The sequence below is a fragment of the Mesorhizobium sp. XAP4 genome (assembly GCF_029269325.1).
Classification (GTDB): Bacteria; Pseudomonadota; Alphaproteobacteria; order Rhizobiales; family Rhizobiaceae; genus Mesorhizobium; species Mesorhizobium ciceri.
This window is the reverse complement of record NZ_JARIXW010000003.1, coordinates 669,341-683,192: the sequence shown is the minus strand read 5'-3', so window position 1 is coordinate 683,192 and position 13,852 is coordinate 669,341. Positions and strand designations below refer to the sequence as shown.

General features: G+C 62.6%; 12 protein-coding genes. All 12 read right to left on the bottom strand.

What is annotated here, in order from left to right:
• Positions 1-15: 15 nt before the first annotated feature.
• Complete coding sequence (locus tag P3C39_RS16720; RefSeq protein WP_275953611.1) at positions 16-1,479, bottom strand: RimK family protein; 1,464 nt, start codon at positions 1,477-1,479, stop codon at positions 16-18.
• Positions 1,476-2,582 carry a GNAT family N-acetyltransferase/peptidase C39 family protein gene (locus P3C39_RS16715; RefSeq protein WP_275953612.1) on the bottom strand — a complete coding sequence of 369 codons (1,107 nt, stop codon included), beginning with the start codon at positions 2,580-2,582 and terminating at the stop codon, positions 1,476-1,478. The genes P3C39_RS16720 and P3C39_RS16715 overlap by 4 nt, the downstream gene beginning before the upstream one ends.
• 309 nt (positions 2,583-2,891) lie before the next feature.
• Positions 2,892-3,680, bottom strand: a complete 789-nt coding sequence (locus tag P3C39_RS16710) for an anti-sigma factor (protein WP_024503062.1) — start codon at positions 3,678-3,680, stop codon at positions 2,892-2,894.
• Positions 3,677-4,195: an RNA polymerase sigma factor gene (locus P3C39_RS16705; RefSeq protein ID WP_013532577.1), complete on the bottom strand. Its 519-nt coding sequence runs from the start codon at positions 4,193-4,195 to the stop codon at positions 3,677-3,679. Before P3C39_RS16705 ends, P3C39_RS16710 begins: the two co-directional genes overlap by 4 nt.
• A gap of 174 nt (positions 4,196-4,369) precedes the next feature.
• A complete protein-coding gene (locus P3C39_RS16700) occupies positions 4,370-7,120 on the bottom strand; it encodes a DUF2339 domain-containing protein (protein WP_275953613.1) in 2,751 nt (916 codons plus the stop codon).
• A gap of 82 nt (positions 7,121-7,202) precedes the next feature.
• Positions 7,203-7,721, bottom strand: a complete 519-nt coding sequence (locus P3C39_RS16695; RefSeq protein WP_027162667.1) for a PaaI family thioesterase — start codon at positions 7,719-7,721, stop codon at positions 7,203-7,205.
• On the bottom strand, positions 7,718-8,494 hold the full coding sequence (gene recO / locus P3C39_RS16690) for a DNA repair protein RecO (RefSeq protein WP_027162666.1): 777 nt from the start codon (positions 8,492-8,494) through the stop codon (positions 7,718-7,720). Before recO ends, P3C39_RS16695 begins: the two co-directional genes overlap by 4 nt.
• A gap of 132 nt (positions 8,495-8,626) precedes the next feature.
• Positions 8,627-9,763, bottom strand: a complete 1,137-nt coding sequence (locus P3C39_RS16685; RefSeq protein WP_024503065.1) for a porin — start codon at positions 9,761-9,763, stop codon at positions 8,627-8,629.
• A 695-nt stretch (positions 9,764-10,458) separates the two neighbouring features.
• Positions 10,459-11,376, bottom strand: a complete 918-nt coding sequence (locus tag P3C39_RS16680) for an aminoglycoside phosphotransferase family protein (RefSeq protein ID WP_275953614.1) — start codon at positions 11,374-11,376, stop codon at positions 10,459-10,461.
• Between the two features lie 5 nt (positions 11,377-11,381).
• On the bottom strand, positions 11,382-12,308 hold the full coding sequence (gene era / locus P3C39_RS16675) for a GTPase Era (RefSeq protein WP_024503067.1): 927 nt from the start codon (positions 12,306-12,308) through the stop codon (positions 11,382-11,384).
• Complete coding sequence (rnc, locus tag P3C39_RS16670) at positions 12,305-13,060, bottom strand: ribonuclease III (protein ID WP_013532584.1); 756 nt, start codon at positions 13,058-13,060, stop codon at positions 12,305-12,307. The genes era and rnc overlap by 4 nt, the downstream gene beginning before the upstream one ends.
• A complete protein-coding gene (gene lepB / locus P3C39_RS16665; protein WP_013532585.1) occupies positions 13,060-13,809 on the bottom strand; it encodes a signal peptidase I in 750 nt (249 codons plus the stop codon). Before lepB ends, rnc begins: the two co-directional genes overlap by 1 nt.
• Between the last annotated feature and the right edge of the window lie 43 nt (positions 13,810-13,852).

Here is a 13,852-nt window from a genome sequence, read left to right as displayed (position 1 = left end):
TACCCCCCGATCAAATTACCGCCCCGGCCGGTCCAATCGCTCCAGGAACCACTGCGTCAGCCGCACCCAGACCTCGTCCTTCTCACCGGAATCCTCCCAGCCATGGTCGAGGTTGGGATTGTCATTCACCTCCATGACGAAGACGCCGTCCTTGGTCTCCTTGAGGTCGACGCCATAGAGCCCGTCGCCGATGCAGCGCGCCGCCTTCACTGCCGTCTCGACGACATGCGCCGGCGTTTCCTTCAGCGTGAAGGTCTTGATGCCGCCCTGGTCGGGCTTGCCGTTGGCCTTGTGGTTGACGATCTGCCAGTGCTTCTTGGCCATCAGATAGTGCACGGCAAACAGCGGCTGGCCGCCGAGCACGCCGACACGCCAGTCATATTCGGTCGGAATGAATTTCTGCGCGATCAGAAGGTCGGAATCCTCCAGCCATTCGGTGGCGAGCGTCTTCAGTTCCTCGACGTTGGCGCATTTCTTGACGCCGCGCGAGAACGACGAATCCGGGATCTTCAGCACCAGCGGAAAGCCCAGCGTCTGCGCCGCCAGTTCGAGATCCGAGGTGCCGGCGATCATCACCGTCGGCGGCACCGGCACCTTGTTGTAGGCCATCAGCTCGTTGAGATAGACCTTGTTGGTGCAGCGGATCATCGACAGCGGATCGTCGATCACCGGCATGCCTTCCTGCTGGGCGCGGCGGGCGAAACGATAGGTGTGGTTGGAGATCGAGGTGGTCTCGCGGATGAACAGCGCGTCGTAATTGGCGAGCTTGGCCAGGTCGCGCTTGGTGATCGGCTCGATTTCGACGCCCATCTTCTCGGCGATCTTGGCCCAATAGCGCAGCGACGAGATCTCCGAGGGCGGCAATTCCTCATGCGGGTCGACCAGCGTGGCGAAGGTATAGCGCGCCGGCGTGCGGCCCTTGGTGTCGCGCCACTCCCGGTTGGTGTAGGTTTCCAGGCACTGGATGAAGCTTTTTTCCTCGTCCTCGGTCATCCGCGCCAATGGATGAAAGCCGATCTTGCGGATCGAGGCCCATTCGGCGCTGTCCTTGATGTGGACTTCGAGCGCCGGTGCGCGGAACCAATCGAACAACAGCTTGGCGAAACGGTCCCAGATTTTCGACGGCCCGATGCCGAAGAAGATGCAGACCTTTTGCGGAAAGGCGCCACCAAGATCCTTGCGGCATTTGTTGAGCGCCAGTTCCAGTTCCGGCAGCGCGTGCTCATAGAGCTTGCGTTCCGACAGGTCGATCATCGTCTCGACGGTCGGGATCACCTTGTGGCCGCGCGAGCTTGCCAGCAGCGATGCATAGTAGCCGCGGCTCTGGTAGGCGTAATTGTTCGACAGGTTGATGACCTTCGGCCGCTGGCCGCGAAACAATGACGGATGCGCGAGATAGTCGCGGTTGGTGATGATCTTGTGCGGTGTCGCCACCTGGTCGAGATCGCTCTGCCTGCCGGTAAGGATGACCCAGGTCATTGTCTGTCACGCTTTCCCAGAGTGATGGCGGCCCGCAGTCCATCGCGACCGAACTGCGCCATGTTCATGAAGATGCCGTAAGGCACGGGAATGTTGGCTGCATCAAGGATGGTCTCCTGCCTTTCATCCTCGACCCAAGGGTCGTGGATCAGGATATGGTCGCCGTCATCGCCGATCGCCAGCACCCAGTGCGGCACCTTCTTGCCGAACATCAGGAAGCCGCTGATCAGCACCAGCACCAGCTTTCCCCCAGCGATCGCAGCGCGGATATCGTCGATTGTGAATGCACGGTAATTCACCGGGATGCCGTAAAGTTCCGCGCGTCGGCGAAAGTCGACCTGCGCCAGTTCCATTACCCTGCGCTTGTCCTCGCTGCGCACCGATTGCAGGAACAGCGCGCCATAGAAGGAGACGTAGATCTCCACCGCGAGCCCGCTCTCGTAGCCCGAGACAGCGAGGCCGAACGGCTCGCAACCGCCGGGACCCGACATCATGAAGACGGTCGTCGCTTCACGCCACAGGCGGATTTCCATGACCGGATCCGGCACGAAGCCGCGATCGAAATTGGCCATCGCCATCATCAGGCAGCACGGACCGCAGGTGAATTCGCAGGTCTGCGGGTAGAACGGCACCTTGGTGGCGATCGGAATGTCGCCACGCAAGGTTTTTTCGTAGCGAAGTGCCGTTTCGCCATCCTCATAGTAGCCGGGCTCACGCCCGATCTTGCGATAACCGGCCCGTTCGTAGATGCGGATCGCGCGGCTGTTGTCTTCGCGAACTTCGAGACGCAGCATCATGCGGTCGTGCTCGAAGGCGGCATCTTCGGCGGATCCGAGCAGGATGCGGCCGACACCCAGCCCGCCGAAAAACGGACTGGTCGCAATCGAGTAGAGGCGCGCCACGCCGCTGCCTTTGCGAAACAGCACGATCGCATAACCGGCCACGCGGCCGTCGACTTCGGCGACCAGCGTCTCGGCGGTTTCACGCTCGATGAACAGTCGGAAGGAGCGGCGGGAAATACGGTCTCTTGAGAAAACAGCTTTCTCGATGGCGGCGAGATCATCGACGTCAGACGCGCGGGCCGTGCGGATCTCGGCAGGCATGCGGCTTCAGAAAACCTCGATTGGTGGTGGAAATGGCCCTACTCGAACACGTCCTTGACGCCAACCAGGGCGTTGGGAAAACCGGCGTCCACCTGGGCGCACGAAGTCCGCTCCACCACCTTGAATCTTCGCCTCGTTTTTCCAAAAACCGTTTCCGATTTTCGGGGCGATGCGACGGCATTCATCAAGCGCTATCGCACCTCGATTAGGGCCGAATTGTGACAAATCCGACGCCGATCCGACGGGCGCAAAGGTCCTTCGGCCGGATCGGCATTCGCGGATCGACGGCACCGGCAAAAGCGGTGCCGTTCAGCTTGCCAGCCCGTTTACAAGTTGCGTGTAGGCGTTCCTGGCGACCTCGTTCAGCCGCTCGCGCGGCAAGGAGCCGACGACGGCGCAGCCATAGCCCTTGTCCAGCCAGTAGACGGCCTCGGGTCCGTCTTGCGTGGCGGCGTAGGTGCCCTTGGCATTCTCCGTCGATTCCGTGGTGACGAACAGCGATATACGCTGCCCATTGCCGTCCTCGTAAAGCAGCATGGCGGCCTTGCTCTCGCCTGCCGGAAGCAACCGGCCGCCGACCAACTGGAAACCGTTCGCGGTCAAGTCGGGTGCCACCAGCTTCAACCCTACCCGGTTGGACAGCCAGGTCTGCAGATGGTCCTTGTCGCTGGCCGGAACCTCGACGGCATGCCGCTTTTCGGCGGCATAGATGACATGGGCCGCGATTGCCTGCTCGGCCAGCCGATCTTCCGCCGGGTCCTCCTGGCCGATGCCGTCGACGCCGGCAAGGTAGCCACCAAGCCCGCCGGCGGCGACCAGCAACACGGCAGCGGCAAGCCACCAGCGCGAGCGTGGCACAGCTGCCTTGACCGGCGCCTCGCCAAGCACGACCTTGCGCAACCGCGCAGGCACGGCTTCGTCCAGCACCCCGGCGAAGGCGGCACGCAGCGCCGTCCGGTCGGCGGTGAAACGGGCGCTCCTGGCCTTCATCTCGGGATTGGCGTCGAGCCAGGCGTCGTAAGCGGCGCGCTCGTCTGCAGGCAGCTCGCCATCGAGCGCCATGTGGATGTCCCGTTCGGAAAAGTCGCGGCGGATCATTTCTCGACGATCCTTATCGCGCGGCGACGCGCCGTATCGTCCAGCAACCCACGCAATTCCTCACGCCCGCGCGCAATGCGCGACATCAGCGTGCCAGCGGGGACGCCCAGAATGTTGGCGGCTTCGGCATAGGAAAAACCTTCGATGGCAACCATGACAAGAGCTGCGCGTCGATCGGGGCTGATCGCCTGCAACGCGTCGATGATCTCGCGCGAGGCGATACTCTCCACCTGCTCTGCCGGCTGGGCAACGGCCTCGCCCGCCTCCAGCGGCAACATCGCCGCCTCGCCGCGGCGGTTCACCTTGCGCATCTGGTCGATGAACAAATGATGCATGATCGTAAACAGCCACCTCCGGGGGCTTTCTCCTGTCTGCCAGTTGTCGAGCCGCACAAGCGCCCGCTCCAGGCAATCCTGGACAAGGTCGTCGGCAGCGTCGCGGTCGCGCAAAAGCGAGCGTGCGTAACGGCGCAGGCGCGGTATTTCGCCAAGGATTGCTGCCTTCTTCTCGTCCATGACCGCTGGTTTCGGGGTCGCCCTTGTTGATCTGGATTGAACGCGCCTTCCGGGCGCGGCGCAAGCGGCCAGCGCGAAGCGGTCCGCCGCTCCGGTCACCCAAGCAATGAGATAACGAGCCCATTGGCCGATTTATTCCCGGTCGGGGTGAAATCTTATTGTTCTTGCTTGCCTTTATCCGTTTTCCTTCGCCGCCCGTGTCAAAAGCCGCTGATAGAACAGGCCGATACCGATCAGAACCGCGCCGAGGCCGATGAAGGATAGCGCCCGGAGTACGCCTTCCAACTCCGACATGTCGAATATGAAGACCTTCAGCACGGCGATCGCGATCAGCGCGGCCGAAGCGATGCGCAGCACCTGCGATTTAAGCCAGACGCCGGCGGTGAGCAGCGCCACGCCGATAACCAGCCAGAGCGCCGAATAGGTGTAGGTTTCCAACTGGCCGAGGCCGCTCCACAGGCCGATGAATTCGCCCTTGAACAGGCGCCTCACCGACAGCGTGGCATAGGCGAAGGCAAGCGCGGCAGCCACCACGGCCAGCATCTGCGCATACCATTTTGGCCGCTTGTCCCTGGCGTAGAGCGCCAGTCCCCCGGCGGCGACCGCCGGCAGGAGACAGGCGAGGAACAACAGGTTGAACACCGGGATACGGCCGGTCGATTCGTCTGTGAAAAGCGGGTTCAGCACCACGAAGTGCCGGATGACGATGAAGCCGACGGAGATTACGCCGACGGCCATCGAACCATAGCGCAGCACCGAGCTTGGCGAGCGCATGTCGATAGCGACCAGGATTGCGCCGGCACCGATGGCGATCAGGGTGTAGATCGACTGTTCGGCGAGCGTCATGGCACCCGTGTCGATGACGCCACCGTGCATGGCGTGGCGCACCAGTATGGCGAGCGTGAGCAGCGCAAACAGTGCCGCTGCCGCCTCCATGGCAAGGCGCGGCCGGCCATTCGTTGTGCGCGCAAGCTGCCAGGCGGCAAAGCCGAAGGCCAGCGCCGGCACGCCGTAGCCGGGCAGCAGCCAGTTGAACACCGGCGTCGTCGACAGGAACCCGGCGCCGACAATGGTCGGGTCGAAGGCGACACGGCCAAGCACCGCGATCACCGCGCCGACCGAAATCCAGCCGAGCACCGGATAGACGCGCCAGCGCGTGGCCAGCGCCGGCACGATGGCCGCCGCACCGAGCAGGATGGTGGTCCAGCCGGAATCGAAAGCCATATGCATCAGCAGCAGCCCGGCGATGGCCGCGCCGCCCAGGGCAAACGACACCGCGACACCGCCCTTGAGCGGCGGCTCCTCGGCCCGCGCGATCCACTCGCCGCCGGCGGCGAAAATGACGACCAGCAGTGCCGCTGCGGCGGCGTAGACAGGGTCACGGTCGAGATTGCCGAAAGTGAACCAGAGCGCCAGCAGGACGACCAGCGGGACGATGACGCCCCACGCCGCCCATGAGGCCGCACGTATCTGTGTCCCAGCGGCGAACCGGCGCGCGGCCCAGAAGCCGGCGCCGATGAAGACCAGGCCGAGTGCGATGCCGATGCGCAAGGTCAGCGCGTTGGACGTGGCCACCGGCAGTCCGTCGACGCCCAGGGCGCCGCCCGAAAAATCGGAAGCGATCGAGGTTGGCGGGATAATGCCGAGATAGATCAGCACCGTGACCAGTCCCGCGGCATAGAGGAGCGGCAGCGCCAGCGGACGATAAAGCGTGACCGCCACCATCGCGGCGATCACCACCGCGCCCGGCAAGGCATAGCCGGCGGCAGCAAAGGCCGGGTCTACCGACAGGCCCAGTGCCGAGAATGCGACGAACAGGCCAGGCACGATGGACGGCCAGTCGAAAGCCCTGTCTGGCGTGGTTTCGTCGCCACGGCGAGCGAGCCAGACAAGGGCGAGCACGGCCAGCGTGACGGCGTCGATGAGCAGGATCGCAGAGAGGTTCGCCCCCGGCGCATCGGTCATATAGAGAATGGTCCAGACACCGGTGCCGAAAAAGGCAGCCGCCATCAGCAACTTCCAGTCGCGCATGCGGGCGATGACGCCGGTGGCGGCAAGCACGATGGCGAGATAGCCGAACAGCGCCCAGGGATTGGGTGCCTGCGAGGCGACGAGCACCGGCGTCACCATGGCGCCGACAAGGCCGACGCCGGCCAGCGCCTGGCCGTGGACGAGCGCAGCGGCAATGGTTGCCACACCGATGGCCCCAAGCAGCGTGAAGGCGAGCGCCGGCCCGATGAAACCGTAAATGCCATGCGCGGCGTAGACGGTGCCGAACAGGATGAAGGCACCGGCCGCTGTCAGGATCGCCGGAATATAGGCGCCCGCGGCGCCTTGTACGGGCATCTTGAAGCCGGTGCGGCGGACGAACTCGCCGCCCACGACCAGCACAAGGCCGAGCGCGCCGGCCATGGTCAGCCGTACGCCGGGGCCGAAAATGCCGGCTTCGATGGTGTAGCGGATCAGGAACAGACCGCCCAGCGCCAGGGCGATGCCGCCGACCCAGACCGCCCAGCGGGTGCCGAGCGCGGTTTCGACATCGGATTGGCGGGCGGCTTTCGTCGCTCCGGGAAGCTCCGAGGGTTCCACCGCCTTCGGCGCCGGTTCTGGAGCGGTCCACGGCCCGGACACGATCTCGCCGGTCGAGTCTTCCGTTTCCGTGGCTGGCGCCGGTGCGGCGACCGGCTCGCTTGTCGCTGGAGAGGGAATGTCGGCCGCTGCCGCAACGGCTGGAATCACATCGGCGGGTGCGTTGTCGGCCACCGCCTGTTCGGACGGCTTGGCCGCCGGCGGCACGGCTCCCGAGAGCACAAGGCTGCGCAGCGCGCCAAGCTCACGCTCGACAAGGCCGATGCGGCTCTGCTGACGCGAAATGATGACGAACAAGGCGATGATGGCGACAAGGCCGATCAGGCTTTCAAACATGGCGGTTCCCCCAAACCAGGCCAGTTTTCACTGACATTCGTCGTACTGACATTCAAATGCGGCGGCCAAGCGGCCAGAAAACTCAGCGCGCCGCCAGATTGGCGGCCGGAAAGATCGAGCATGTTTCGGTGCCGAAAGCCAGCAGCTTGCCGCCGGCATCCTTCAGCGTCGCTTCCGACACCGCCAACGTGCGGCCCTTGTGAACAACCCTGCCCTCGCAGACCACCTCGCCGGTCTTCGGCGTGATGGGACGCGTCAAATTCACCTTGAACTCCGCCGTCGTATAGGCCTCGCCCTTTTCGAGCAGCGTCTGCACGGCACAGGCCAGTGCCGAATCGAGCAGCGTCGCCGCCCAGCCGCCATGCACGCTGCCCAGCGGGTTGAGATGGCGCTCGCTCGGCATGCCACGAAAGACAGCGCGCCCTTCCGAGACTTCGGTGAGAGTGAAATTCAGCTGAAAGGAAATCGGCGGCGCCGGATACTTGCCGTCGACGATGCGCTGCAGCAATTCCAGACCGGTGTATTTCAGGATATCGGCGTGCGGAATGGTGCCGAGCCCGAGCGGTGAGACCCGGCCAGGATAAAGTTCGACCTCGCTCATGTGATGATTTCTCTGGTTGCGTCCTCGCCAGCTATGGCCTTGCCGCGCGCGTGATGTTTGCGCAAGGCGGCGAGGAAGCCGGTACGAGCGTCCGGCGGCTCGATGCCGCGCGGCTCATAGACATGGCGGTTGAAGAAGAAGCCGGTGAGCCGGAAGGCGTCGTCGACATCAGCCGCATTCGCGCGCAGGCCGGAGCCGCGCTGCAGGAAGGCCGGCAGAGCCAGCATCTTGTCGCGCCATGGCAAACCGGCTTCGCGCGATACCGCGCGTCCCGACTTCGGCGAGACATAGGCCAGGTCCTGTCGCGTGCCGGTGGCGGCACATCGACTGAGATCGAGGCCGAAGCCGAGTTCGTCCAGCACCAGAAGCTCGAAGCGCGCCACCAGTTCTCCGGCAACGTCGGCGTCGTCGAGATGGACGATCATCACGGCAAGCGTTTCGTAGAGACCTTCATGCGCGTCGCGCTCGGGCAGCAGGCGCAGATGCGCGGCCATGGTCTGCAAGCCGTAGACGGCGACGGCGCTGTCCATCAACCGGGCAGCATTCATCTCGATCGCTTCGGCCTGGAACGTGCCGAGATGTTCATCAAGGCGCGCACGCCACAACAGGTCGACGCGATTGCCGGGCTGGAGGACGGGCTGCTGTTTGCGCGAACGGCCGCCGCGAACAAGGCCGAGATGACGGCCATGCGCTCGCGTCAGCACCTCGAGAATGGCGCTGGTTTCGCCATGCTTGCGGGTGCCGAGAATGATTCCCTCGTCGCGCCATTCCATTTCAGGAGCTTTTCACCGATCGGGTGGCGAAATCAAGGTATGGGCTTGGCTCCTGGGTAACTCTCACACCAATGCATAAAAAACCGCCCGCAGCGATGTGCTGCGGGCGGGCTGGTGAGGTCAGTCGATCTGCTAGAAATTGCGCTGGAAGCGGACGATGCCGCCGACGCTGCTCTTCTTGTCGGCCTTGGTCCAGTTGTTGAAGTCGAAGTCGTCGAATTTTCCTGCATTGAGGTAATCGACTTCAGTCGTGACCGTAAAGCCGGGCACAATGGTATAGGCAACGTTGGCAGCGACGCCGAGGTTCTTCCAGTCGTCATAGGAAATCTGGGCGTTGAACGAGGTCTTCTCGTTGAACTTGTAGGTGCCGCCACCCCAGACTGCCCAGTTACCGCCCCACGGCTTGTATTGGGTACGGCCTGTGCCGAAGTCGTTGATGTTGTCGTTGGTGCCGTAGCCGCCCATGACGAACAGCGTCAGTTCCTTGCTGACGTTGACGTCCAAACGGACCTTGCCGGCCACTTCCTCATAGTTGCTGTCATAGGCCACGACGCCAGTGATCGCACCCCAGTCGCCCTTGTACTTCAAGCCGCCGACGACATGCGGAACATAGCTGTCGATGGTGTTGACGGCGGTGCCTTCCTCAAGCGAGACCACGCCCGTGAAGCCGCTGCCAGCGTCGAAGTAATAGCTGATGAGATTGGTATCCTTGACACCATACGGGATGAGCGTGTCCTGGATGACATTGCCGGCATAACCGATGAACTGGTCGTATACCGTTTCATCCTTACCGACGCGCAGACCACCGAGCTGGATCCAGGCGAAATTGAGGGTGGTGGTCTTGTTGCCGGCCTGCCAGCCGGTGCCGTCGCCTGTATAGTCGCCGGAGGAGTTGCCGAACTGGAAGCGAGTTTCGGTAAAGGTCTTCAACGTGCCGAGTTCGGTTTCCTGGCCGGTATAAGTCCTCAGCGTGAAGCGCATGTTCTTGTAATAGGTGTCGTGCCTATCGCCGTCCATGTGATCGGCAACGTTGTTGGCGCCATCGAGCGAGCCGGAATCGCCGACGCCCATGTCGTAGCGGAGATAACCGCCGATGCGCAGGCAGGTCTCGGTGCCCGGAATATAGAAGTAGCCGGCGCCGTAGACGTCGCAAATCTTGACGTATTCGGCCGGTTCCGGTTCGGCGACAACGACAGCGTCGGCGGCGCGCGCGCCGCTGACCGCGATCAGGGCCGCGGCTGAGCCGAGAAGGAGGCTCTTGATGTTCATTTTCTGACCTCTCCAGTCATAGTTATAAATGGCTTCGGATTTGTGGCTGGCGGCAATGTTTTCCCGCCTCACCCCCACAACGAAAAAGGCTCACACCGCTCGCCCTTTTCAGCGGCGAACATACCCATCGATCATCTGCCTTCAATGACGATTTCCGAAATAATGCCAATTCCGTGAACAGATTAATGCTGTGTTGCACAAATAACACTTTGCGTGACGGCGAATGGCACAAGTGGCACAACGTCACATATTGAATATATATACGGGATACTTTCGCGGCTAAATATAATTCAACGTTTTATATTTCTAAAAATACCGCACAATGTGGAATATCTACCTGGTTTTCGCCGACATCGACCTGAATCTTGCCGACCCCTCTATCGCCAGATGACGCCCATTCGCCAATCTCACTCTGATGCCGAGGCGAAAAGCGGGATGACGCTTCCAAGCCTGTCTGCTTCTTCCAAGACGATCGAAACCCTGGAGCGCTGTGGCGTCCCCGATTGTGACAGCAGCCAACCGTTCAAAAACGATTCCTCCGTGACGCCTCTCAGTCGACCTTGGCGACACGGGCGACGTGGTCGTCCGCCTCGATCAGGCGGATTGGCACTCCCGGGAAGCATGCGTCGGTCGGAATGTCCCTGGTCGCGCCATGCGACGGCGGATGTTTGGCGACGGGACTGGGTTTTGGTTGGCTAGAGCGGCTTATCGTTCGGCGCTTCACGCTCGCGCGCGCGGTCGGCAAGGACTTCATCGATTACGTGACAGGATTTCTCAACCTCAACAGGGTTGGCGTCGATCTGTCCAGCGACCGTGATCAGCGCCTTCCAAAGCGTCCAGCCACGACCGCGCGCCCACATCGCCTCGTCGGCCGGAAGCCCGGCACGAAACGCCTCCCGGCTTTTGCCTTCAAACAGCGTCCACGCAATCGCCAGATCGCAGGCGGGATCGCCGACGCCGGAGGTTCCGAAGTCGATCACCGCGCTCAATCGGCCTTGCCTGACCAACAGGTTTCCCCAGCTGACGTCACCGTGGAACCAGACCGGCGCACCGCGCCATTGTGCGGCAAGTGCTGCCTCCCACACCGCACTGGCTGCGGCCGTATCGATCTTGCCGTCGAGGGCGGCAATCGCTTGCCGGGCCTCGCCATCGTAGACGCTGAGTGCTCCGCCGCGAAAGAAATTGTGCTGTCCCGGCGCCGGTCCACCGGTGGCATCGATACGCTGAAGGGCGACCAGGAACGCGGCCAGGTCGGTCGCAAATTGCGGCAGGCTGGCAATCCGCTCGCGCTCTGCCGTCTCGCCTTCGATCCAGCGGTAGACGGACCAGTGCCAGGGATAGCTTTCGGCCGGAACTCCCATCGCCAGCGGCACCGGGATCGGCAGCGGCAGCAGAGGTGCGAGCCTCGGCAGCCAGCGATGCTCCTTTTCCACCTGCAGGGAATAGGCCGCGGCGCTTGGCAGTCGCACGGTCATCTCGCCGCCCAGATGAAAGGTCCTGTTGTCCCATCCGCCTGGTGCAACCGGCCTGACCGGAAGATCCTTCCACTTGGGAAATTGCGTGGCGATCAATCGGCTGACAAGCGTTATGTCGATGTTCAGCTCGCTGACCATCGAGCCTAGCGCGGAAACTCGAGCCCCATTTCGCGGTAGCGCTCGGGGTCGTCGCCCCAGTTCTCGCGCACCTTGACGAACAGGAACAGGTGCACCTTCTGTTCGAGGATGCCTGCTATCTCCATGCGCGCCGCCTGGCCGATGGCGCGGATGGTCTCGCCCTTGTGGCCGAGAACGATCTTCTTCTGGCTGTCGCGCTCGACATAGATGGTCTGGTCGATGCGCACCGAGCCGTCCGGCTTCTCTTCCCATTTCTCGGTCTCGATATGCGAGGAATAGGGCAATTCCTGATGCAGCCTGAGATAAAGCTTCTCGCGCGTGATCTCGGCCGCGAGCTGGCGCATCGGCAGGTCCGAGATCTGGTCTTCCGGATAGTACCAGGGACCGACCGGCAGAGACTCGGCCAGATAATCGAGCACGTCCTTGCAGCCGGAACCGGTCAGCGCCGACACCATGAAGGTGCGCTTGAACGGCACCCTTTCGTTCGCTGCCGCCGATAGAGCCAGCAGCGCTTCGTGCTTGACGCGGTCGACCTTGTTGAGGATCAGCACCATCGGCTGGCGCACATCCTTCAGCCGTTCGAGGATGGCGTCGGCGTCGCCCCTGATGCCGCGCTCGGCGTCGATCAGAAGCAGTACGATATCGGCGTCCTTGGCGCCGCCCCAGGCGGTGGTCACCATCGCCGTGTCGAGCCTCCGCTTCGGCTTGAAGATGCCGGGCGTGTCGACGAAAACGATTTGCGCATTGTCATGCGTGGCGATGCCGCGCACGATGGCGCGGGTCGTCTGCACCTTGTGGGTGACGATCGACACCTTGGCGCCGACCAATTGGTTGACCAAGGTCGACTTGCCCGCATTGGGCGCGCCGATCAGCGCGACAAAGCCGGAATGCGTGGCGGCGGCTGTGGTCGCCGGCTCTTCGGTAGCGGTCATGCCGCGCTCCCTTCACTGGAGGGCCGCGAGCCCCCCGATTTTTGGGCCGATGCGGCGGCCCAGACGCCTTCGCGCACAAGAAATGCCGAAGCCGCCGCTTCTTCGGCCGCCCTGCGCGAGCCGCCGGTGCCGCTTATCGGCGCAAAGCCGCGGACCTGCAAGGATACAGTGAAGACCGGCTGATGGTCGGGTCCCTCGCGCTTGTCGATCACATATTCGGGTCTGATATCGCTGGTCTTGGCAATCCATTCCTGCAGATCGGATTTCGGATTGAGCGGCTTTGCGATCACCGTATGCGAGCGCGGTTCCCAATAGCGCAGGACGAACCGCCGCGCGGCCTCGATGCCACCGTCGACGTAAACCGCCGCAATCAGCGCTTCGACCGCATCCGCCAGATAGTTTCCGCCCGAGCCCCGCGACCGCATCTTCAAGGCAGAATCGGCGCGGACCAGATCCTCCAGCTGCATTTCGATGCCGATTTCGGAGCAGGTCCGCGCATCGACCAGCGCATTGAAGCGCGGCGCGATTTCACCTTCCGGCGCATCGGGAAATTTTTCGAAAAGCATATCGGCGACGACAAGCCCGAGCACGCGGTCGCCAAGAAATTCAAGACGCTGGTTGTTGGTGGCCGCCTTGACCGCACTGGAATGCGTCAAGGCGGTCTCGAGCAAACGGATATCCTTGAAGACGTAACCGGTCTTGGCCTTCACCAAACCGGCCAGTGTTTCGCCTGTCGGGCGCTTCAAAGCCATCAATTGACGAAGTGGAACAGGCGCGAAGCGCGCATCAGCGACGGCCATTTCCAGATTTCGAGAGGGCTCGCCTTGCCGGCGATCGAGAAGAAAACAAGATTGGCGCGGCCAACCAGATTTTCCGCGGGAACGTAGCCGACGGTGAAACGGCTGTCGGCGGAATTGTCCCGGTTGTCGCCCATCATGAAATAGTGGCCGGGCGGCACGTCGAATTCGCGGGTGTTGTCGCCGATCGAGTTCGAATTCAGGTCAAGCGTGTCGTAGCTGACGCCGTTGGGCAGGGTCTCACGATAGACATCGATCGGGCGCGATTCCTCGGTGATGTCGGGATTGTCGATCTGGCCTGTTTTCACGCGCGGCACGCCGACGCCGTTGATGAACAGCTGGCCGTCCTTGACCTGGATCTTGTCACCCGGCAGGCCGACCACGCGCTTGATGTAGTCGACGGACGGATCAGGCGGGAACTTGAAAACCGCCACGTCGCCGCGCTTCGGCTCGGAGCCCCAGATGCGGCCTGAAAAAATATCGGGTCCGAAAGGCAGCGAATAGCGCGAATAGCCATAGGACCATTTGGTGACGAACAGATAGTCGCCTTCCAAAAGCGTCGGCCGCATCGATCCCGATGGGATCGAAAAAGGCTGGAACAGCAGCGTGCGGATGACCAGGGCGAGCAAAAGCGCCTGGACGATGACGCTGACGGTCTCGCCAAGCCCGCCGGATTTCTTCTCGGATTTTTCAGCCACGCTCATGTCGTCCTCGATTGTGCGTTGGATGGTATAGAGTCTCGGCGCG